Source organism: Microbulbifer flavimaris, assembly GCF_001641755.2.
Lineage (GTDB): Bacteria > Pseudomonadota > Gammaproteobacteria > Pseudomonadales > Cellvibrionaceae > Microbulbifer > Microbulbifer flavimaris.
This window is the reverse complement of the sequence record NZ_LRFG02000002.1, coordinates 783,322-803,769: the sequence shown is the minus strand read 5'-3', so window position 1 is coordinate 803,769 and position 20,448 is coordinate 783,322. Positions and strand designations below refer to the sequence as shown.

The following is a 20,448-nucleotide window of genomic DNA, read 5'->3' as shown; positions in this document are numbered from 1 at the left end:
CCGCTTAGCTCTTGTCGTGAATGGTGGGGAGGACGGACCCCACCAGAGCCTGCAGCTCATCATCCGCCATGCAGCGACCAGCCTCCCAGGTCTTTTCCAGTAATGCCCAGATCCCCTTGAGCGCGCGATGCTTGGTTTGCAGGCTCTTGATCAGTTCATGCAACGATTCCAGCTGACCGTCTATGGCCGTCAATACCTGCTCGTGTTCGAGATCGCCGCCCTCGTCCTGAAAGAACACCTGCATTTGCTCCAGGGAGAAACCCAGCGCCTGCAGGGCGCGGATCATCTGCAGGCGCAGGACCGCCTGTTCAGAATAGCGTCGGCTGCCGCCAGCCGTGCGGGTCACGCCCGGCAGCAGGCCGAGCTGCTCGTAATAGCGGATGGTGGAGGCGGGGACTCCGGTTTCAGAGGCAACGGCACCGATTCTTATGGTCATGCAACACCGTCTGGTAAAAAAGCGAGACAGGCTTGAACTTAAAGTTGGCTTTAAGTTTAGTCTTGCAGCCACGACTGGAGAAGCCCTGCTAGGGCCCCCACTAACCAGGAGGTAAACCCAATGGCAGCGACTCAACCTGCGTTCGAGCCAATCCGTCTGCCCAACGGCCAGCAACTCAAGAACCGTCTGGTGAAGGCCGCGATGGAAGAGAATCTGGGCGCAGCAACCCTGGCCCCGGGGGGTGAGATGCTGCGGCTCTATCGCCAGTGGGCGGAGGGCGGCGTCGGCCTGATTATCACCGGCAATGTGATGGTGGATAAGCTGGCGATGACCGGTCCCGGTGGTGTGGCGCTGGAGGACGACACCGACCTAGCGCCCTTCCATCATTGGGCTCTCGAGGCAAAACACAACAATACCCGGGTCTGGATGCAGATCAGCCACCCGGGCCGGCAGGTGTTCAAGGCCATGGGGGGCAAAGCGCTGGCGCCATCCGCTATCGCGCTCAATCTGGGCAAGCATTCAAAGATGTTCCCGGTGCCCAAAGCCATGGACGAGGCGGAGATCCTGGATGTTATTCAACGGTTTGTGAACACGGCACAGCAGGCCGAGCGCGCCGGTTTTGACGGTGTTCAGATTCATGCCGCTCACGGCTACCTGCTCAACCAGTTTCTCTCGCCTCGCGTCAACCAGAGGCAGGATCCATGGGGTGGCTCGCTTGAAAATCGGGCACGCCTGCTGATGGCAGTGGTGCGGGGTATCAGGGCCAAGGTCAGCAAGGACTTTGCTGTAGCAGTAAAGCTCAATTCGGCCGACTTCCAGCGCGGCGGATTCGATCAGCAGGATGCCGCGGCCGTGGTGGCGATGCTGAACCGGGCAGGCGTCGACCTGATTGAAATCTCCGGTGGCAACTACGAGGCGCCGGCAATGCAGGGGCGCACTGCCGATGACAGCACACTCGCGCGGGAGGCCTACTTCCTTGAATTTGCCCAGGCGCTGACAAAAGTCAGTGAAGTACCGCTGATGACGACGGGTGGCATCCGCGGCCTGGATACTGTGGAGCGAGTACTCGCTGCCGGGGTGGACCTGGTGGGAATTGCCAGTGCATTGGCAGTGCAACCGGACTTGCCGCTTCGTTGGCAACACAGGGCAGACTTCCGGCCCGAAATCCCCACCGCGAAATGGAAAGACAAAACGTTATCGGGCCTGGCAAATATGGCGATTATCAAGCGTTACCTGAAACGCTGGGGCGCAGGTAAAAGCTCTTACCGCTTGAGTCCTCTGCTGAGCCTGATACTCGGTCAGTTGAGGCAAAAAAAGCTGGTTAAGCGTTATCGGTCTCTCTATATCGAACCCTTCCAGGGATCGACAATGCAGCCTGGCGCAGCTGAAACGCTGGCACAGTGACAAAACGAGAAAGGGCAGCCCAGATCGGGCTGCCCTTTATTTTTATCAGTGGGTGAGTCCGGCAATTACTTCCAGAACTGCCACCACTTTTTGCTGTTCTCTTCCCGGGCTGCCTGACCCTGTTCGGAGCCCTTGCCCAGTTCCTTTCGCTCCTGTTCGGCCTTTTTCTCAGCCTGCTTTGCCATACCCTTGTTGTCCTTCTCGGCTTTCATACGGGCTTCTTCCGCTTCGGAACTATTGCCCTCGGCAGCCAGGCCCTTTTCTTCAGCCATCAGGCGCTTCTCTTCCTTCTTCGCCTGAATCTTGGCTTGTTTGGCGCGCTTTTCTGCTTCCAATTGGCGCTTACCTTCTGCCATCTCGCGGTGCTCGGCAACGCGCGCCTTGGCTTCTGCGGGAACTTTGGTTTCCTTCATCTCCTTGCCGGCGGCTTCGGGCTGCTGAGCCAGGGCCGGGGCGGAGAGAACCAAGCTTGTTACCAGGTACGGGATTGCCTTTTTCATAGTGAGGCTCCTTATTCTTTGGACGGATAATGAGTTATGCAGAACTTTTCGCCAGTACAGGTCAGCCTAACACCTTAGCTGCCTTAAGAGTGACGATTGGCGTTGAGGTTACGCAGTCAAACCTTAATTCGAGCTGAACCACTTCTGCTGGTCACTTACATGTGGTGATCAAATCTTACACACCTTCAATTTTCCTGCGCTGGCCAGAAGTGATAGCGCTTAAAAACGGGTGTTGTTTATCACGGATTCTGCGTGATAGGCCTCACAAGTTTGTGTCAATATGGCGTGAGTATTAATCTTTATGCCTTATCTCGGCCGGAACGAAACATCGGGTTTGCGATTTTGTGCCGATTGAAATCTAGCCGATAGACTTGTTTGTTGCCTGAGGCCGCTGATGTTTGCCGGGCAACTGGGCTGCTCAGCTCAATAGCAGGGTCACTCTTGCAGTTAGCTGAGGCACGCAGGATAGTCGATAAGAAGGAAAATAATGAAAGCTCAAGATCTTCAATTCACGCAGCTTTTGGAAGGCTCCAAACAGTTTGTAATCCCTATCTTCCAGCGGGCTTACAGCTGGGAAATCAGCCAGTGCCAGCAGTTGTGGGATGACATCGTTCGCGTAGGCAGCAACCCCGATCTCAACAGCCACTTTATCGGCTCCGCCGTTTATATCCCCGAGACAAATGTCGATGCGGCGATCCCGCGCTGGCTGGTGATCGATGGCCAACAGCGAATCACCACTATGACACTGCTGTTGCTCGCGCTGAAGAGCCATCTGGAGCGCGAGGACATCGATGAACCCATCTCCGCCGCTCAGCTGGAGGATTACTACCTCAAGAACCGTTACGGCAAGGGCGAGGCGGCCTACCGCATGCTCCTGACCAAGACCGACAAAGATTCACTGATCCGGCTGCTGGATGGTAAGCCCATCGGAGACGATGGGTCTCTGCGCATCGCGGAGAATTATCAGTTCTTTGCCGAGCGGATCGCTCAGGAGAGCCTGGACAACATCTGGAAGGGCATCAAAAAGCTGATGATTGTCGATGTCTGCCTGCAGCAGGGTATCGACAACCCGCAGATGATCTTCGAGAGCATGAACTCCACAGGCAAGGCGCTCACTCAGGCCGACCTGATCCGCAACTATGTGCTGATGGGGCTGGAGCATGATCTGCAGACCCGGCTATATGAGGACCTCTGGCGCCCGATGGAGGTGGAATTCGGAGCCGAGAACTACAGCGAGCGCTTCGATGAGTTTATGCGCTTTTACCTAGTGATCCATACCGGCAACACCCGCCTGAAAAAGGCGGAGGTTTACGACCAGTTCAAGGCCTATTCCCGCGGGCATGAGGTGGAAACCCTGCTGATCTCCCTCAGGGAGTACGCCAGCTACTACTGCCGAATCGCCCTCGGTGGTGAGAAAGACCCGCACCTGTACGAGGTGTTCCACGATATCCGCGAGCTGCGCGCTGATGTAACCTACCCGTTCCTGATGGAGGCCTACAAAGATTTCACCGATGGCCTGCTCGACCATGAAAAATTTCTTGCGGTCGCGCGCCTGGTGGAAAGCTATGTATTCCGCCGCGCCGTCTGTGATATCCCCACCAACTCCCAACGTCAGACCTTTGCCACGCTGATGAAGGGTGTAGACAAGGATCAGTACCTGGAGAGCGTCAAGGCCAGCTTCCAGCTGCTGCCCTCTTACCGTCGCTTCCCCAAGGACGACGAATTCATGCGCCAGATGCAGGTGCGCAACCTGTATAAGTTCAACCGCCGCTCCTACTGGCTGCGTCGTTTTGAGAACCACGGGCGCAAGGAGCGGGTGCCGGTTAATGACTACACTATTGAGCACATCATGCCGCAGAACCAGGAGCTCAGCGCCCAGTGGCGCATGGACCTGGGGGAGGACTGGCAGCGTATCCATGAGCAGTACCTGCACACACTCGGCAACCTCACCCTGACCGGCTACAACTCCGAGTACAGCGACAAGTCGTTTAAAGACAAGCGCGATATGGACGGCGGTTTCCGGCAGAGCCCGCTCAGACTCAACGAAGGACTGGGCCAGTGCGAAAAGTGGAGCGAGGCGGCCATCCAGGCGCGCGCTGAACGCCTGGCCAAGGGAGCCATACAAATCTGGGCTGCGCCCAACCTGCCTGCCGAGACCCTGCAGCAATACCGGAAGGTGGAGCCGGACACGACCACCTATACCATTGATGACCACCAGCACCTGCAGGACGGCCGTACGCGTGAGCTATTCGAGATACTGCGCACCCGCCTGCTGCAGTTGGACGAGTGTGTCACCGAGTCATTTTTTAAGCTCTATGTCGCCTATAAAGCGGAAACCAACTTTGTGGATGTTGTGCCGCAGGCCAGGGGGTTGCGAATTTCCCTGAACATGGACTACCCGGAAGTCGATGATCCCCGCGGGCTATGCCGCGATGTCACTGGTGTGGGCCGCTGGGGTAATGGCAATGTGGAGGTTCGTCTGGATGACCCCAGTGACTTGAACTATGTCATCGGTTTGGCCAGGCAGTCGCTGGAGAAGCAGTTGGGCAGTGACGAATAGATGCCTTAGGCAGTGCTGTGTTGACCTCTGCGTTGCTCCTGGATATGAATTAAATACATTTGATGATGGCTGTGCTTGGGTATATTCGAGTGTGTGCCTATATTTGATTCAATAGTTCGCAAAATTCAATCATGTCAAATGGGTTTCTATTTCGGGTTGATGTCCGGAGCACGATGCTTTAATTGATTATAGTGAAGCACTCTGAGTGCGAAAAGTTTCCTGTTATCTGTAAGGTTGCCATTAAGGAGCATATTGATAGTTCGAGGCCGCAGGCTTCAAAAGTTAGTCATCCATAGATTTTTAAATATGAAAAAACAAATCGATGTGGCCGCTGCAATCATTTGCAAAGAGAACAAAATATTTGCTGCTAGGCGAAGGGTGGGTAAACATTTAGCTGGCCTCTGGGAACTCCCCGGTGGAAAGTTGGAAGAAGGCGAAACTCCTGAGCAGTGTTTGGCGCGTGAATTAGAAGAAGAGTTAAATATTAAGGCAAGAATAGGCTCATTGATTTCTGAAAATATTTTCGACTACGGGGCGAAAGCTATTCGATTAATGGCTTATGAGGTCAAGTGTTTTTCTGGTGATTTTCGATTGATAGATCACGATGCAATGTGCTGGTTGGCTCTTAATGAGCTTAACACTATTGAGTGGGCGCCAGCAGATATCCCTTTGCTTGATCGATATAAAGAGCTAACAGAAATGGCTGTCTGTTCCAGTTCTTCAAAATCAAATGGGTATATTCAAGAAAATGGATAATAGAAATACGAATGTTGGCCTTTATGAGTCGATCCTTACAAATTCTTTAATTCAAGAATTAAGAGCGCTAAACCATGATTTAGTTGCTGTGCAAACCCAGAAAATACATCCTTCTGAGGTTGCTGATCGTTTAGCATTGCATTTGAGTAGTGTGATTGAACGGGCATTGCTAGCAGTGAGCGACCAGAATAGGGTCGATGTCGGTGTGAGCTTGGTACGTGAGTTAGTATCCAATATCGATAGAGCTATTGGCAGGGCTGGTGTATTGGGTGATCAGCCTACTGATGGTGGAGAATTTTTATCAGCAATCACTTCTTTTAAGCCAGATGGCTCTGTATCTGAAATGAGCCGGCCACTAACGCCCTTGCTTGATACGACTCTGCTGACTAACTCCCCTGGTGAGCCGAGGGTGGGATCCCAGATTTCCACTGAGATTGATTCGGCAGATCGCATTGATATTGTCATGGCGTTTATTCGTCGCAGTGGCATTCGCCCATTTATAGACAGTTTGAAACGCCACTGCCTCCGTGCAAAAAAGCAGCCTAACCTACGGGTGTTGACGACAATCTATACCGGTTCAACTGAGTTGGAGGCATTGGAACAACTGCAGTCTTTGGGCGCTGAGATTAAAGTTTCTTATGATACCACCGCAGCGAGATTACATGCTAAGGCGTGGTATTTCCATCGTGCCTCAGGTGCCTCTACGGCTTATATTGGTTCCTCTAACTTAACCCATTCAGCTCAAGTTAGCGGGATGGAGTGGAATATGCGTGTCTCAGGATTACGGAATCCTAGTGTCCTGCGTAAGATGAGCTCAGTATTTGATGCGTATTGGGCAGGGGGCGACTTCAGATTATTTGACAGCAAAGAATTCATCAAAGAAACGAAATGTGCTCAGGCGTCTGGACCTGCAATTATTCTTAGTCCAATTGAGCTGAGATTGGAGCCTTTTCAGGAGCGACTTCTCGAGCAAGTTGCTGTTTCTCGGCAACAAGGTCATCGCCGTAATCTACTGGTAGCGGCTACAGGTACTGGAAAAACGGTTATGGCGGCGATTGATTATTCAAGATTAAGAGATGTCTTGCCCCGATGCCGATTACTGTTTGTGGCGCATCGTGAAGAAATTTTAGATCAAAGTATTGCTACGTTTAGGTATGCGCTACGTGACCCGGTATTTGGCGAGAAATGGGTGGGTAATCATCGGCCTAAAGATTTTCAGCATGTCTTTGCCTCAATTCAATCGTTGAATGCAGCGGGACTTTCTAATCTTGATGTTGATCATTTCGATGTGGTGATTATCGATGAGTTTCATCACGCGGCAGCGCCTTCATATAAGAATTTATTGTCGCATGTTGAGCCGCTGGAGTTGCTAGGTCTTACGGCCACTCCAGAGCGTGTGGACGGTTTGTCGATTCTTGAATGGTTTGACGGCCGTATCGCTGCAGAGCTGCGCTTGTGGGATGCCATTGATCAGCATCGCCTAACTCCTTTTTCCTATTATGGTATTCATGATGGAATGGACTTAAAGGCTGTTCCCTGGAGTCGTGGTAGGGGTTATGACATTAATGAGCTAAGTAGACTTTATACCTCGAGTGAAGCCTGGGCGTGCATTGTAATAAAAGAGGTCGCCAAGCGAGTAGATGACCCATTTTCCATGAAGGCTTTGGGATTCTGCGTTAGTGTCAAGCATGCACAATTTATGGCTCATCAATTTAATAAGGCGGGAATTAAGTCTGCCGCAGTTTGGGGTGAAACTCCGGAAGAAGAACGGCGCGATTCCCTACGTATGCTAGCGGATGGAAGAGTCCAAGTTCTATTTTCAGTGGATTTGTTTAACGAAGGCGTGGACGTTCCTTCTGTGGATACGCTGCTGCTACTGCGACCAACAGAGAGTGCTACGTTATTTTTACAGCAGATAGGGCGTGGATTACGAAAGAGTAAAGATAAATTGCTTTGTACCATTCTCGATTTTGTGGGATTACATCGTCGAGAGTTTCGCTTTGATAGGCGCCTCTCCGCGCTTTTGGGTGGCTCACGAAAGTATGTCGAGTCGCAAGTCAAGAGCGGTTTTCCTTATTTGCCTGCTGGTTGTCATATGGAGTTAGACGCGATTGCCAGTAAGGTTGTATTAGAAAGCTTGAAATCAGCAGTTCCTAGTCGATGGAGTGAAAAGATTCAAGAGCTGCGCACTCTGATAGCGGCTGGGCACGCCCCAAAAATGGCAGTATATCTCAATGAAACTGGATTGGAGCTATCAGATATATACGTAACAAATAAGTCATGGTCTGATTTGTTAGAAGCAGTAGATAATGATGTTTTAGATGCTGGTCCGCATGAGAAAGTATTGCGACGTGCTATTGGTCGTATGCTGCACGTTGATGATGAGAAGCGGTTGCGTTTGTATATTGCTTTGCTTAGCGCTCCTCAGAAACCGAATTTAGATTTACTCTCTGTGTCCAAAAAGAGAATGACGCGCATGCTGGTCGCATCGATGTGTGATCAAGTTTTAGGAAGGGATATGTCCCTTAGTCAGGGAGTTTCACTGCTGTGGCAGCATCCTCAGGTGTTGGCTGAGCTTCGGGAATTATTCTCATTTTTGCTCGGTAAAATAAATCATGTCCACTGCTCGATCAGTTCGCATGATAATGTGCCTCTGCAGATACATGGACGCTATACAAGAATTGAAATTTTGTCGGCGTTTGGTGTAAGACTTACCCGCGTTTAGTAGACACCCTGTATAGTTAGGTTTCGGCCTAACACGGAGGTGTACCATGGGTAAGAAGAGAACTCAGGCGTATACGGAAGAGTTCCGCAGAGAAGCGGTCAAGCGGGCGGAGAAGCCCGGTGCTACCACTGCCTCAGTGGCGCGAGAGCTGGGTGTAAGCGCTCAGCAAATCTACAACTGGCGACGACAGTTCAATCGGCTCTCAGAGAAGCAGTTCAATAGCCTGGATGGCGTCGATTACTCCAAGCAGGAAAGTGCCGAGGTACGGCGCCTGAAGAGAGAGCTGCATGAAGCTCGCCAGGAGGTCGAGTTTCTAAAAAAGGCAGCTGCGTACTTTGCGAACCACCAAGAGTAAAGTACGCACTGATACGTGAGCACGTTGGAGTTTTCCCAGTCCGCTTGATGTGTCGGTGTTTAGAAGTGTCTGCGTCAGGCTATTACCGGTGGTTGGGCAGAGCGGAGAGCCCGCGGTCTATTCGCAAGAAGCGTATTGCCGATAAAGTGAGGGACACCTTCAAAGCCTTTAAGGCACGTTATGGTGCTCCTAGGATCACGCAGGAGCTGATTGAGGCAGGGATACCCTGTTCAACCAACTATATCGCTGGAATCATGCATAGAGAGCATATCCGAGCGAGGAACGGCAAAGGCTTTCGCTATAGCCGGCCGGTCGAGAGCCGGGTCAACGTCTCAGCCAACCTGTTGAAACGATGCTTCCAGGTTGATCGGCCAAACCGACGCTGGACCAGCGATATCACCTACATCTGGGTCCGGGACCGATGGTTGTATCTGGCAGTGGTCATGGACCTGTACTCACGTCGAATAGTGGGTTGGGCACTGGATTCGCAAATGACAGAAGAACTCACGCAGAGAGCCCTGAAGATGGCACTGGGCCGGAGAGAGTCGAAACCTGGGCTGATTGTGCACTCGGATCGGGGGGTGCAGTATCGTGCTCAGGGCTATCAGGACGTGCTCTTGGCCAATAAGTGTCGTCCCAGTATGAGCCGTCAGGCCAACTGCTGGGATAATGCCGCGATGGAGTCGTTCTTCAGTCGTCTTAAGGTTGAGCTGGTGTACGCAACGAGCTTTGAGAGCATCAGTCAGGCGAAATCTGAGGTGTTCGAATACATCGAGGTTTTCTATAACAGGGTACGTAGGCACTCTACACTGGGTTACATAAGTCCAGCAGAGTATGAGCGCAGATGCGCATAGTTATGGTGTCTACTTTTTGTGGGTAAGACCAGTGTTGGCGATAAAGCAAAGACACCATCTTGGCGTGAGGGTGTGTTGTGGGTTGATAGCGAGAAGTCGGATATTTGCGCTTTTACCCTCGATAAGTCGGAAGGGAATTTTTCTCCGACAACGCGCTATCGTGATTATGCAATTAGCCGCGAACTTATCCATTGGGAGACGCAGTCGTTAACGACTGAGGATAGTCAGACAGGAAGACGCTATCGCAATCATGTAGAGCAGGGCTCGTCTATTATGCTTTTTGCTCGGGAAAATAGCGGCGAACGGGCTTTTTGGTTTTTGGGACCTGCCACATATGTGAAGCATGAGTCGGAAAGGCCAATGGGTATTACATGGAAGCTTGACGTTCCGCTCCCCGGGGATCTTTATGCAACATTTGCAGCAGCTGTGGCCTAATTTAAATAATTAGCTGCGCATGACGATCGTTATTCGAGTCCTTAAGGGAGCTTTTCGGGCGGTTTCGCTTTTTCAGTTAGCAGGCTGCCGGATGGTCGCGCTGCGCGCTCGTTGCAAAACGCTGGCGCTTTTGGTCGAGCCGGGTGGTTCTAGAGGCTTTCGAGAGATCAGGAGGAGTTTGCCTAGAGGCGGAAGAATCACAATAGCCTAGGGGCTATTGTGTCCCTGCGGGCTTCGCGCTGGCGCACTCGTTGCAAAATCGCTGTCGCGATTAGTCGAACCGCGGTGCATGTTGGTGCTGTCGTGGTGCCGGCTAGGGTTGCCCGGAAGCGGAAGAATTGGAATAGCCTAAGGGCTATTCCAGCCCTGCGGGCTTCGCGCTGTGCGCTCGTTGCCAAACGCTCTCGCGTTTGGTTGAACCACATCGGTGGTTCTCATCCTGCCCCCGCGAACCGTACAAAAAAGGCCCCATCCTTTCGGATGAGGCCTGTTTTGTATGGTGCCCGGAGGCGGAATCGAACCACCGACACGGGGATTTTCAATCCCCTGCTCTACCAACTGAGCTATCCGGGCTTCGCAATTTTCGGGGCTGTCCCGGTTGCGAGGCGCGTATTAAACCTGCTCCCCGGGGCCGAGTCAAGCCCTTGATTGATAAATAGTTTTTCTTGTGAGTGAGCGCTCACTATTTAGTCGTTTTTGTCCTCAGGTGGCACGTAGCCCTCGGCTTCGTCATAGCTTTCGCCGCTCAGGAACTTCTGCATCTGTTCACCCAGGTAGGCGCGGCTGGAGGGCTCCATCATGTTGAGGCGCTTTTCATTGATCAGCATGGTCTGGTGTGCCATCCACTCCGCCCAGGCTTTCTTGGAGACGTTGTCGAAAATGTCCTGGCCCTTGGGCCCGGGGAAGGGCGGTGCGTCCAGGCCTTCCAGTTCCTGTTGGTACTTGCGGCAGAATACAGTTCTCGACATGGGTCTCTCCTCGTTTCAGGCGCCGGTCTGGTCCTGGGGCGTCAGCAGTGGGGCCCTGAAGGCTTCCAGCTGGTGCACCAGTTTGACGATGGGGGCCGGCAGCCCCAGTTCCTGGGCCGCCCGCGGGCGGTTGAGTTGGCGCAGTTTATACCAGTCCCCAGATCCCTCTGCCACCTGAGTCGGCCTGGTCAGCAGCTGAACCCAGACCGGGGTGATATCCAGGTGGAAATGGGTAAAGGTATGGCGCATGGATGGTATGGCTTCCAGCTCTGCGGCCTGAAGATCCCGAATCGCCAGCCATTCCTGCGCGCTGGCTTCGCCGCCATCGTCTTCCTCCAGCTGCGGCGGGCACCAGAGTCCGCCCCAGATACCGCTGGGTGGGCGCTGTTCCAGGTAGAGGGCGCCATCGTGCTCGAGCAGCAGCATGGTGGTGGTGCGGACGGGCTTTTCTTTCCTGGGCTTCTTGCCGGGGTAGTCCTGGGGGTTGCCCTGGGTGCGGGCAATGCAGTGTTCGGCCAGCGGGCAGGCGTCACAGCGGGGGCGGCTGCGGGTGCAGACGGTGGCGCCCAGATCCATCATGGCCTGGGTGTAGTCGTTGCAGCGTCTCTCCGGAGTGTATTGCTCTGCCAGTTCCCACAGGGATTGCGCGACGCGGGTCTGGCCGGGCCAGCCTTCGATCGCACGGAAGCGCGCCAGAACCCGCTTGACGTTGCCGTCCAGAATCGGCGCATTGATCCCCATGCTGATACTGGCGATGGCGCCGGCAGTGGAGCGCCCGATCCCCGGCAGCTCCGTGAGGGCCTCTACATCCTGGGGAAATTCACCACCGTGCTGTTCCACCACCTGCTGTGCGCATTTGTGCAGGTTGCGGGCGCGGGCGTAGTAACCGAGACCGCTCCAGTGGGCCAGTACGGCATCCAGCGGTGCGGTGGCGAGCGCATCCAATGTGGGGAAGCTCTCCATAAAGCGCTGGAAATAGGGAATCACGGCGGTGACCTGGGTCTGCTGCAACATGATTTCCGATACCCACACCCGGTAGGGATTGATGTCCTGTTGCCAGGGCAGGTCTTTGCGCCCGTGCTGGTCGAACCAGGCGAGTACGGCTTGCTGGAATTGACTGGGGGACATCTTCGAGGGCATTGAGTTGGCGGGTTGCTGCGTGGAGTGTCGCCAGTTTACCAGAGTGGGTTGGGCGGTTGCTGGTTGCTTGCCTTTCCGGCTGTGGCTTGGGCGTGGTGGAGGGTTTGGTGGTCCCTGGGTCCCGGCCTGCGCCGGGACGACGACAGAGATTGCTGGCTCGGCGCCCTGGCCAGGGAGACTGGCTGGCTTTGCTGGAAAGCAGGCTGGAAATGCGGAGGGCGTCACCCCGGCGCAGGCCGGGGTCCAGGAGTGCGTGGTGCTTTCTACCTGGTGGAGATCCTGCAAGCCATTTGGGATTGCCATATGGATGCAGGCTCTCTGGAGGGGCCCTTGCGGGATTGGGCCCGCGTTTGTGATCCGGGATCAGTCGCCGCGATTGAACAGGCCCTTGAACTTGTCCTTCAGGTCGTCAACCTTCTCCTTGACCTTGTCGCCGTACTTTTTCTCTGCCTTGTACTTGAGTTCGTCGCGGATCAGGTCGTCCATGCGGCGGCTGTCTGGTTTGCAGCTGCCGGCGCCGGCATCTTCAAACTTGTCCTTGCAACGCAGGGGCAGGGGGCGGTTGCGCCAGCGGCTGTTCTGCACCGAGCAGCCATCGGCGGAGGTCTTTTCGCCCACCAGGGAGAGACCCAGGGCGAAGTCAAAGTCCTGCTGCTCCAGGTTAACAATGCCGTCACCGGTCAGGGCGATATTCTCGACGCCGGCCAGCACTTCCTGAACCTGCACCTTGTCGCCCTCCACCAGGATATTGGCGCGCAGGTCCTGCAGGCTGGTGCGGTTTTCCCACTGGCGTTCGGGCAGTGGGGTTTTCTCGACGAAGCTCACCAGCTGGCACATGCCTTTTTCGAGGTTAAACGGTGACAGGTACAGCTGCTCGCTGGAAAGTTGTACAGCGGCACGGAGCTTTTTCTGCAGCTCCAGCGTGTCCACGCCGCCGGTCTCGCCGGACCAGGTCAGGCTGCTCTTGCCCGAGACCTGCACCCGTTCGCTGGGGAACAGCGCACTCTGCACCTTGGAAATCTCTACATCGGCAAGACCGCCGCTGACGCGCGCCACCGCGGACTGGCCGCGGGCGTTGAACTGGCCGTTGGTGCTCAGCTGGCCGCCGTAGAGGTCGGCACTGAGCTTTTGCAGCTGGTACAGGCCGTTGTCCACGGTCACCTGCAGCTGGGGGCGGTCCATAATCACCTGGACTGCCTGCAGTCGGTCCAGGGACAGGTCCAGGTTGGCATTGAAGCCGCGCATAGCGGTGAGCGGCAGCGGTGTCGGAGGTGCCGGCTCGGTAGGCTCGGCCTCTTCTGTCTCCGCTTCCGGAGGCGGTGGCGGCAGGTAGTCATCCAGCACCAGTTCACCGCCACGCAGGGTCAGGTCGATGCCGGGCATGTCGGCGTTGCGCAACTGGGCGCTGCCGGTGAATACCGTTTCGTCGAGCTGCAGCTGCAGGGGGGTCATATCCAGTTTGCGATCGGTACCCTCGATGCTGGTCTCGAAGGTAAGCTTATCCAGTACGGCACCGCTCTGGGTTTTGAGCTCGCTGCCGGTGACCGCGAACCAGGGGCGCAGGGGTTGGGCCTCGGCGTTGACGCTGAGCTGAACCTGCCACGGTTTGTCTGCAGCTGCGCGGCGCAGGCTGCCGCGCAGGTAGAGCTTGGCTGCGGCTTCACCGCTGCTGGCAGTGAGTTCCAGCGGCTGCAGGCGCAGGCCGTTGAGGCCCTCGTCCAGGGCCAGAGTGCTGTTGATATTGAGGGTGACGGGCTGCTCGAGCGCACTGCCAGTGACCTCTGCAGTGGCCTGCAGCTGGCCGGGCTCGCCACCGGGGACCAGGTTGTCGGCGGTAACGGCCAGTTGGCTGAGCTGATACTCGCTGTCATTGGCGACATCGCGATAGCTGATGCGGCCGTCCTCCAGCCGCAGCTTTTCCAGCGCCAGGTCGAGTTGCTGGCTGCCGGGCTCCGCTGGCTCGGTGGGCACTTCCAGTTGGGGTGGCTCCCCGGCCTGCTGCTCACGCTGGGCTTCCATGGCCTCGGTGAGCACCTCCCAGTTGCCGCGGCCCTCTTCGTTGACGACGAGGTCGATCTGCGGGGCCATCAGCAGGATCTCCTGGGCCTCGATGCGCTTTTGCAACAGCGGCATCAGTGCCACGCCCACGGCGACCTTGTCCGCCTGTACCAGGGGCTGGTCCGGTTGCGGCAACGGCGCGAGTTGCACGCCTTCCAGTTCCAGCGCGATGTTTGGCCAGATCTGCCAGCCGATATCGCCATCCAGCCGCAATGCGATGCCCTGCTTGGCGGCAAGCTGTTCGAGCTGCGGCTTGTAACGGTTGACGTCGATACCCATCAGCAGCCAGGCGGCGGCGCCGGCCAGCAAGAGGGCGACAATGAGGAGGGCAACAAAAGTGCGCTTGATCCAGGCCATGAAGCAGCAAATCCCTATGTTTTTGATGGTCGGTGACGCGGGTGCGTCAGCTTGCGACTCTCAGTCAGTCTACTGAGACGCCAGGTGGGGGTAGGTGTTCCCTCAATCCACGGGCGATCGCCGCAATTATCGGTGTTATTTCGAGGGTATTGTAGGAGAAACGGCCCCCGTGCCGATACACGGGGGCCGTCAGAGAGGAAAAAATCCTCGGGATCAGAACAGGAAGCGGACGCCGGCTTCGACGCTGCGACCCATTTCCGGCGCGAAATCGCGCAGCAGGGAGGTGGAGTTGCGGATTTCCTCGTCCAGCAGGTTGCGGGCGCTGGCGAAGAGGACGGCGTCGCTGGTGCCAACCTTGACGTTGTAACGCGCGGTCAGGTCCATGCGGGTGTAGCCGTCGGTGGCCTCCTCAAAGGCGCCGGCGCGCTCCTGCTCTGAGGCTTTGGTGGTGCGCAGTTCCCAGTTCCACTGGGCGTAGTCGCCACCAAAGGCCAGGCCAACCCGCAGCGGCGGCATGCGCGGCACGTCGGTGCTGTACTCGCGGCCCTCGCCTTCCTCATGGGCGTGCTCGTGCTCCGCCTCTTCGTGCTCCTCGTGATGAAGCGCGAGATCGCTGGTAAAGCTGGCGCGCACGCTGTCACCGAACAGTTCCACATAGTGGCCGCCGGCGAAGGGGAAGCGCAGGGAGGCTTCGGCGCCGTAGAACACCGTATCACGGTTGTTGTAGGCGTAGATGGGCAGCTCTTCTTCCAGGTTCTCCTCACCGGTGTTGGCGGCGTAAATGTAATCCGCTACATGGTTGTAGAACAGGTTGGCTTCAAAGCGCGCCGCGTGCCAGCCGCTGGCTTCCTCGTTGTGGTGGTGGTAGCCAAGCTCCAGGTTGAAGGATTGCTCCTTGTCGAGATCCGCGTCGCCCTCGATAAAGCGTGCCTCCGCCAGGTGGGCACCTTCCGCGAACAGCTCTTCCGCAACCGGTGCACGCTCGGCGCCGGTCAGGCCGAGGCTGACGTGCTGGTGCTCGGCGAGGAAGTATTGCAGCGAGGAGCTGAGGCCGAGCAGGTTGAAGTCACGGCTGTCAGCAAATTCCGGGTCCACTTCGACGCGCTCTACGCGGCCACCCATATCCAGATGCCAGTCGCCCCAGGCACGCTCCTTCATGGCGAACAGGCCAGCGGCGCGGGTGTTGCTGGGCTGGATAAAGGCCTCGTCGCCAACGGCGGCGAAGTCTTTGTCGGACAACTGCAGGCCGTAGGCGCCGCGCCACTCGCCACCGGCGTCGTGGGTCAGCTCGACGCGGCTCTCCCAGGCTTCGTTGGTGAAGCGGGTACCCGGCTCGCCTTCTTCGAGCTCAACGTGCTCGTAGTCGTTGTAACCGAGGCGGAAGCTGAGCTTGTCCCAGTATTCGTCGTTCAGGCGGCGCTCGCCCTTCATGTCATAGCGGGTCTGTGCCAGGTCGATGCGCACGCTCTCCTCGCCCTCTTCACCGTGCTCCCCGCCATGTTCCTCACCGGCGAGCTCCTCACCCGCGTGCTCCTCTTCATGGTGGTGCTCGTGGGTGCCGAGGGGAATACCGTAGTTGTTTTCCAGGCGGTTCACGGACAGGCCAACGTAGCCCTGCTCACCAATCCAGGACACGCCACCGCTGTAGCTGTGGGCGCGGGCACTGGTATTGCCGACGAAACCGTCGGTGTTGAATTCCTCTTCGTGCCCGTGTTCCTCGCCGGCGAGTTCTTCGCCTGCGTGCTCTTCACCGTGCTCACCCTCGTGCTCGAGGATCGCCAGACCGGGAATCCGGGTGTCGTCGTTCTCCCGGTATACGCCGTCCACATACCAGGCCAGCTGGCCGGCTCCGCCGTTGAGGCGGAAAACGCCTGCATCCTGGTCGTTGCCACTGTTGTGGCGCATTTCGAGGGCGCCCTCGGTCTGCTCGGGAATGCTGGTCGGGATGCGTCCGTCGATGACATTCACCACGCCGCCGATAGCACCGCTGCCGTAACGCAGGGTGGCGGGGCCGCGCAGGATCTCGATGCGCTGGGCCAGTAGCGGCTCGATGGCGACGGCATGGTCGGCGCTGGTGTTGGAGGCATCGGCAGTGTCCATGTTGTCACTGAGGATCTTCACCCGGTTGGCACTCTGGCCGCGGATGACCGGCAGGCCAACGCCACTGCCGAAGGAGGCATTGGCTACGCCGAGTTCACCCTTGAGGGTGTCACCGAGGGTAGCGGAGGCGGCCTCACGCAGGGCTTCACCGGAGAGCACGGACACTGGCGCCGCCACGGCGTCGACGGGCTTCTCCAGCGGGGAGACGGTCACATTGACTTCTTCCAGTCGCTCACCGGCGGCAAAAGTTACAGATGCGGGTACAGTCAGGGCGCCGGCAATTGCCAGGGCCAGTTTGCTGGTCTTGTTCACGATTTTTATACCTGTCACAGGGCGCAACCCACGGCCTGCGATCACGCAGGGGCGGAGCGCCGAAAATACGGATAAGGGGTTGTTATCAGTGTTGGGACAGGTAGGCGGGGGGACCGCGGGCGTTCTGGCGCTCGGGCTGACAGTCGCGGGGAACCGGGGCTGCCTGGGCGACGTACAAATAGCTGCCAGAGGGCACGAAGGCCTGGTACTCGCTGCCTGGGGCGGCGGGCATCTGGTTGGAGCAGATGTCGCAGAGCTCGTGGGAGGTATCCACGAAGTGCACGTGTTCCGCCAATACCGGTTGCGCTGCGAGCATGGCTAGCAGCACGAACAGGGAGGCCCAGAGCCGGGACTGTTGGCGGAATTGAGTGATCATGGTGCGTATCATATGGGCTGGCGGCGCCGAATCAAGTTTCATCTGTCACTATCCGCGCACAGCGGCGCCATTTGATCCTATAATCCGCGCCTTCTGTCTCATTGCAGCAAAGAAAGGACGAGGTCCCTATGCGCAAGGCCAGCGTCAACCGCGACACCCTAGAAACCCAAATCAAGGTCAGCCTGAACCTGGACGGCGAGGGGCGCGGCAAGTTCGACACCGGCGTACCCTTCCTCGAGCACATGCTCGACCAGATTGCCCGCCACGGCATGATCGACCTGGACATCACCTGCAAGGGCGATGTGCATATCGATGACCACCACACCGTTGAAGACATCGGCATCACCCTCGGCAAGGCGATTACCGAGGCAGTGGGGGACAAAAAGGGCATGACCCGCTATGGCCACAGCTATGTGCCCCTGGACGAGGCCCTGTCGCGGGTGGTGATCGACTTCTCCGGCCGCCCGGGCTTGGTCATGGACGTGCCCTTTACCCAGAAGCGCATCGGCAACTTCGACACCGAGCTCTTCTACGAATTCTTCCAGGGCTTCGTGAACCACGCCCTGGTAACCCTGCATATCGACTGCCTGAAGGGTCACAACGCCCACCACCAGGTGGAAACCGTGTTCAAGGCGTTCGGGCGGGCTCTGCGCATGGCCCTGACCCCGGATCCCCGCATGGCGGGCACCATGCCCTCTACCAAAGGGGTGCTCTGAGTTATGCAGCGTATCGCGGTACTGGATTACGGTATGGGCAACCTGCATTCGGTTGCCAGCGCCCTGCAGAAAGTTGCCCCCGCTGACCAGGTGATCCTGGCGACTTCCCCCGCCGAGGCGGAAGGTGCCGACCGCCTGCTGGTGCCCGGCGTCGGGGCGATTCGCGACTGCATGGCCGGTTTTACCGAGGCCGGTTTCGAGCCCCTGTTGCGCGGCGCCATCGACGCGGGCCTGCCGGTGCTGGGTATCTGTGTGGGCATGCAAATCATGATGCGCCGCAGTGAAGAGAACGCGGGAGTCGACTGCCTGGGACTCTTCCCGCAGCCGGTGCAGTTCTTCGGCAATGATCTGAAGAGCGACGGCGAGCGTTTAAAGGTCCCTCACATGGGCTGGAACCAGGTGTGGCAGAGGCGCGACCACCCGCTCTGGAATGGTATCGCCGACGGCAGCCGCTTTTACTTTGTGCACAGCTATTACGTGCCGGCAGAAGGCAATGAGTCCCTCGCGGGAGAAACCGAGTACGGCGTTTCCCTGGCTGCCGCGGTCGCGCGGGAGAATGTATTCGCCACCCAGTTCCATCCGGAAAAGAGTGCCGACGCCGGCCTGCAGCTGCTGAAGAATTTCGTCGCCTGGGACGGCCGCGCCTGATCGCGGTTGCGCCCTCAACACCAACGCCGACAGTAAGACCGAACCATGATTGTAATTCCTGCCATCGATTTGAAGGACGGCCAGTGCGTGCGCCTGCGCCAGGGCGAAATGGAAGATGCCACCGTGTTTTCCGACGATCCACTGGCCACCGCTCGCCACTGGGTCGACCAGGGTGCCCGACGCCTGCACCTGGTGGACCTGAACGGAGCCTTTGCCGGCAACCCGGTTAATGGTGAAGCCGTAACCGCTATCGCAAAGGAGTTCCCAGAGCTGCCGGTGCAGATCGGCGGCGGTATCCGCGACCTGCCCACCATCGAGCGCTACCTGGATGCCGGGGTTACCTGGGCCATTATCGGTACCGCCGCGGTGAAGAACCCGGATCTGGTGAAAGAAGCCTGCCGCGAATTCGAAGGCCACATCATCGTCGGCCTCGATGCGAAGGATGGCCTGGTGGCCACCGAGGGCTGGGCGGAAGTCTCCGACCAGCAGGCTACAGAACTGGCCAAGCGCTTCGAAGACTGCGGTGTGAGCGCTATCGTTTACACCGACATCGCCCGCGACGGCATGATGCAGGGTGTGAATATCCCGGCGACGCAGGAGATGGCGCGCGCAGTGCAGATCCCCATCATCGCTTCCGGCGGCGTCAGCTGCATCGCCGATATCGAGCAGCTACTGGAGGCCGGGGATATTTACGGCGCGATTACCGGCCGGGCGATTTACGAGGACAAGCTGGACCTCGCAGAATCGCAGAAGCTGTGTGATAGCTGGAAGAAATAAATATTACTTCCAGCGTGTGCAAAACCTGGATTTTAAGTTGGAGTGCCGGGATAGGCATTTGGAAATCGTCGGTAACAGGGATGTTACCGACGGAGCTACAGGGATGTATTCATACGTTTTCAAAATGCCTATCCCGGTGCGCCGACGCCCCTGGGCCCTCTATACGGGCTGAGCCGCAAACCTGAAACAACCCAGATAAATTAAATATTATGGCCCTCGCCAAACGCATTATTCCCTGTCTCGACGTCGACGCCGGCCGCGTGGTCAAAGGCGTGAACTTTGTCGACATCCGCGATGCCGGTGATCCGGTGGAAATCGCCCGGCGCTACAACGAGGCAGGTGCGGATGAAATTACCTTCCTCGATATCACCGCCACCCATGAAGACCGGGATACCACCCTGCACACCGTCGAACAGATGGCCTCGCAGGTATTTATTCCACTGACAGTCGGTGGCGGGGTGCGCACTCTGCAGGATATCCGCAACCTGTTAAACGCCGGTGCCGACAAGACCGCGATCAATTCCGCCGCGGTGAAAAATCCCGATTTCGTGCGCGAGGCTGCGGAGCGTTTCGGTAGCCAGTGCATCGTCGTCGCCATTGATGCCAAGCAGGTCGCAGAGGGCAAGTGGGAGATCTTCACCCACGGTGGTCGCAAGCCCACTGGCATCGACGCAGTGGAATGGGCGAAAAAAATGTCCAACCTGGGCGCGGGAGAAATCCTGCTGACCAGCATGGATCGGGACGGCACCAAGAACGGCTTCGACCTGGCCCTGACCCGCGCGATTTCTGACGCGGTACCGGTGCCGGTGATTGCCTCCGGCGGTGTGGGGAATTTGCAGCATTTGGCGGACGGTGTGCTTGAGGGTGGTGCCGATGCCGTACTGGCGGCCAGCATCTTCCACTTCGGTGAATACTCCATTGCCGAAGCCAAACAATATATGCAGGGCGCCGGTATCGAGATGCGGGTGTAA

The 20,448-nt window shown here is 57.2% G+C and carries 18 protein-coding genes and 1 tRNA gene; 11 read left to right on the top strand and 8 right to left on the bottom strand.

Annotated elements, in window-relative coordinates; translation table 11 throughout:
- Window positions 1-4: 4 nt before the first annotated feature.
- Entirely contained in the window at window positions 5-436 is a 432-nt protein-coding gene (locus AWR36_RS08280) for a MerR family transcriptional regulator (RefSeq protein ID WP_067083595.1), read from the bottom strand.
- A 120-nt stretch (window positions 437-556) separates the two neighbouring features.
- Here AWR36_RS08280 and AWR36_RS08275 point away from each other — a divergent pair, with 120 nt between their 5' ends.
- Window positions 557-1,840: an NADH:flavin oxidoreductase/NADH oxidase family protein gene (locus AWR36_RS08275; RefSeq protein ID WP_067083593.1), complete on the top strand. Its 1,284-nt coding sequence runs from the start codon at window positions 557-559 to the stop codon at window positions 1,838-1,840.
- A gap of 65 nt (window positions 1,841-1,905) precedes the next feature.
- Here AWR36_RS08275 and AWR36_RS08270 read toward each other — a convergent pair whose 3' ends face one another.
- Window positions 1,906-2,340, bottom strand: coding sequence for a hypothetical protein (locus AWR36_RS08270; protein WP_067083590.1), 435 nt, complete (start codon window positions 2,338-2,340; stop codon window positions 1,906-1,908).
- A 487-nt stretch (window positions 2,341-2,827) separates the two neighbouring features.
- Here AWR36_RS08270 and AWR36_RS08265 point away from each other — a divergent pair, with 487 nt between their 5' ends.
- The 6 genes from AWR36_RS08265 to AWR36_RS08240 all read left to right on the top strand — a co-directional run bounded on the left by AWR36_RS08265 (window position 2,828) and on the right by AWR36_RS08240 (window position 10,025).
- Window positions 2,828-4,900 carry a DUF262 and DUF1524 domain-containing protein gene (locus AWR36_RS08265; RefSeq protein ID WP_067083587.1) on the top strand — a complete coding sequence of 691 codons (2,073 nt, stop codon included), beginning with the start codon at window positions 2,828-2,830 and terminating at the stop codon, window positions 4,898-4,900.
- A 306-nt stretch (window positions 4,901-5,206) separates the two neighbouring features.
- On the top strand, window positions 5,207-5,656 hold the full coding sequence (gene mutT, locus AWR36_RS08260; protein ID WP_067083585.1) for an 8-oxo-dGTP diphosphatase MutT: 450 nt from the start codon (window positions 5,207-5,209) through the stop codon (window positions 5,654-5,656).
- Window positions 5,649-8,381, top strand: coding sequence for a DEAD/DEAH box helicase family protein (locus AWR36_RS08255; protein ID WP_176491114.1), 2,733 nt, complete (start codon window positions 5,649-5,651; stop codon window positions 8,379-8,381). The genes mutT and AWR36_RS08255 overlap by 8 nt, the downstream gene beginning before the upstream one ends.
- Window positions 8,382-8,427: 46 nt before the next feature.
- Window positions 8,428-8,736: a transposase gene (locus AWR36_RS08250; RefSeq protein ID WP_067083582.1), complete on the top strand. Its 309-nt coding sequence runs from the start codon at window positions 8,428-8,430 to the stop codon at window positions 8,734-8,736.
- A gap of 8 nt (window positions 8,737-8,744) precedes the next feature.
- A complete protein-coding gene (locus AWR36_RS16495; RefSeq protein ID WP_369814732.1) occupies window positions 8,745-9,590 on the top strand; it encodes an IS3 family transposase in 846 nt (281 codons plus the stop codon).
- An 18-nt stretch (window positions 9,591-9,608) separates the two neighbouring features.
- Window positions 9,609-10,025: a DUF3427 domain-containing protein gene (locus AWR36_RS08240; protein WP_082679481.1), complete on the top strand. Its 417-nt coding sequence runs from the start codon at window positions 9,609-9,611 to the stop codon at window positions 10,023-10,025.
- A 497-nt stretch (window positions 10,026-10,522) separates the two neighbouring features.
- Here AWR36_RS08240 and AWR36_RS08235 read toward each other — a convergent pair.
- The 6 genes from AWR36_RS08235 to AWR36_RS08210 all read right to left on the bottom strand — a co-directional run bounded on the left by AWR36_RS08235 (window position 10,523) and on the right by AWR36_RS08210 (window position 17,336).
- Window positions 10,523-10,598, bottom strand: a tRNA-Phe gene (locus AWR36_RS08235).
- A gap of 113 nt (window positions 10,599-10,711) precedes the next feature.
- Window positions 10,712-10,993 (bottom strand): oxidative damage protection protein, encoded by a 282-nt coding sequence (locus tag AWR36_RS08230; protein WP_067083578.1) that lies wholly within the window; start codon window positions 10,991-10,993, stop codon window positions 10,712-10,714.
- Between the two features lie 15 nt (window positions 10,994-11,008).
- Entirely contained in the window at window positions 11,009-12,121 is a 1,113-nt protein-coding gene (mutY, locus tag AWR36_RS08225) for an A/G-specific adenine glycosylase (RefSeq protein WP_067083576.1), read from the bottom strand.
- Between the two features lie 375 nt (window positions 12,122-12,496).
- A complete protein-coding gene (locus AWR36_RS08220; RefSeq protein ID WP_067083574.1) occupies window positions 12,497-14,548 on the bottom strand; it encodes an AsmA family protein in 2,052 nt (683 codons plus the stop codon).
- A gap of 213 nt (window positions 14,549-14,761) precedes the next feature.
- On the bottom strand, window positions 14,762-16,960 hold the full coding sequence (locus AWR36_RS08215; RefSeq protein WP_067083572.1) for a TonB-dependent receptor: 2,199 nt from the start codon (window positions 16,958-16,960) through the stop codon (window positions 14,762-14,764).
- A gap of 85 nt (window positions 16,961-17,045) precedes the next feature.
- On the bottom strand, window positions 17,046-17,336 hold the full coding sequence (locus AWR36_RS08210; RefSeq protein WP_141398498.1) for a hypothetical protein: 291 nt from the start codon (window positions 17,334-17,336) through the stop codon (window positions 17,046-17,048).
- A gap of 128 nt (window positions 17,337-17,464) precedes the next feature.
- On the opposite strand from AWR36_RS08210, the gene hisB reads away from it, so the two are divergent.
- The 4 genes from hisB (at window position 17,465) to hisF (ending at window position 20,448) form a co-directional block, all read left to right on the top strand.
- Window positions 17,465-18,052: an imidazoleglycerol-phosphate dehydratase HisB gene (gene hisB / locus AWR36_RS08205; RefSeq protein ID WP_067083568.1), complete on the top strand. Its 588-nt coding sequence runs from the start codon at window positions 17,465-17,467 to the stop codon at window positions 18,050-18,052.
- Window positions 18,053-18,055: 3 nt separating this feature from the next.
- A complete protein-coding gene (gene hisH / locus AWR36_RS08200; RefSeq protein WP_067083565.1) occupies window positions 18,056-18,700 on the top strand; it encodes an imidazole glycerol phosphate synthase subunit HisH in 645 nt (214 codons plus the stop codon).
- 45 nt (window positions 18,701-18,745) lie between these two features.
- On the top strand, window positions 18,746-19,477 hold the full coding sequence (gene hisA, locus AWR36_RS08195; RefSeq protein WP_067083562.1) for a 1-(5-phosphoribosyl)-5-[(5-phosphoribosylamino)methylideneamino]imidazole-4-carboxamide isomerase: 732 nt from the start codon (window positions 18,746-18,748) through the stop codon (window positions 19,475-19,477).
- Between the two features lie 209 nt (window positions 19,478-19,686).
- A complete protein-coding gene (hisF, locus tag AWR36_RS08190; RefSeq protein WP_067083559.1) occupies window positions 19,687-20,448 on the top strand; it encodes an imidazole glycerol phosphate synthase subunit HisF in 762 nt (253 codons plus the stop codon).

Coding starts and splice junctions, on each gene's coding strand:
- hisB (WP_067083568.1), top strand. CDS start 17,465: ATGCGCAAGGCCAGCGTCAACCGCGACACCCTAGAAACCCAAATCAAG.
- hisF (WP_067083559.1), top strand. CDS start 19,687: ATGGCCCTCGCCAAACGCATTATTCCCTGTCTCGACGTCGACGCCGGC.
- AWR36_RS08210 (WP_141398498.1), bottom strand. CDS start 17,336: ATGATCACTCAATTCCGCCAACAGTCCCGGCTCTGGGCCTCCCTGTTC.
- AWR36_RS08280 (WP_067083595.1), bottom strand. CDS start 436: ATGACCATAAGAATCGGTGCCGTTGCCTCTGAAACCGGAGTCCCCGCC.
- AWR36_RS08270 (WP_067083590.1), bottom strand. CDS start 2,340: ATGAAAAAGGCAATCCCGTACCTGGTAACAAGCTTGGTTCTCTCCGCC.
- mutY (WP_067083576.1), bottom strand. CDS start 12,121: ATGTCCCCCAGTCAATTCCAGCAAGCCGTACTCGCCTGGTTCGACCAG.
- AWR36_RS08265 (WP_067083587.1), top strand. CDS start 2,828: ATGAAAGCTCAAGATCTTCAATTCACGCAGCTTTTGGAAGGCTCCAAA.
- AWR36_RS08230 (WP_067083578.1), bottom strand. CDS start 10,993: ATGTCGAGAACTGTATTCTGCCGCAAGTACCAACAGGAACTGGAAGGC.
- AWR36_RS08250 (WP_067083582.1), top strand. CDS start 8,428: ATGGGTAAGAAGAGAACTCAGGCGTATACGGAAGAGTTCCGCAGAGAA.
- hisA (WP_067083562.1), top strand. CDS start 18,746: ATGATTGTAATTCCTGCCATCGATTTGAAGGACGGCCAGTGCGTGCGC.
- mutT (WP_067083585.1), top strand. CDS start 5,207: ATGAAAAAACAAATCGATGTGGCCGCTGCAATCATTTGCAAAGAGAAC.
- hisH (WP_067083565.1), top strand. CDS start 18,056: ATGCAGCGTATCGCGGTACTGGATTACGGTATGGGCAACCTGCATTCG.
- AWR36_RS08220 (WP_067083574.1), bottom strand. CDS start 14,548: ATGGCCTGGATCAAGCGCACTTTTGTTGCCCTCCTCATTGTCGCCCTC.
- AWR36_RS08275 (WP_067083593.1), top strand. CDS start 557: ATGGCAGCGACTCAACCTGCGTTCGAGCCAATCCGTCTGCCCAACGGC.
- AWR36_RS08255 (WP_176491114.1), top strand. CDS start 5,649: ATGGATAATAGAAATACGAATGTTGGCCTTTATGAGTCGATCCTTACA.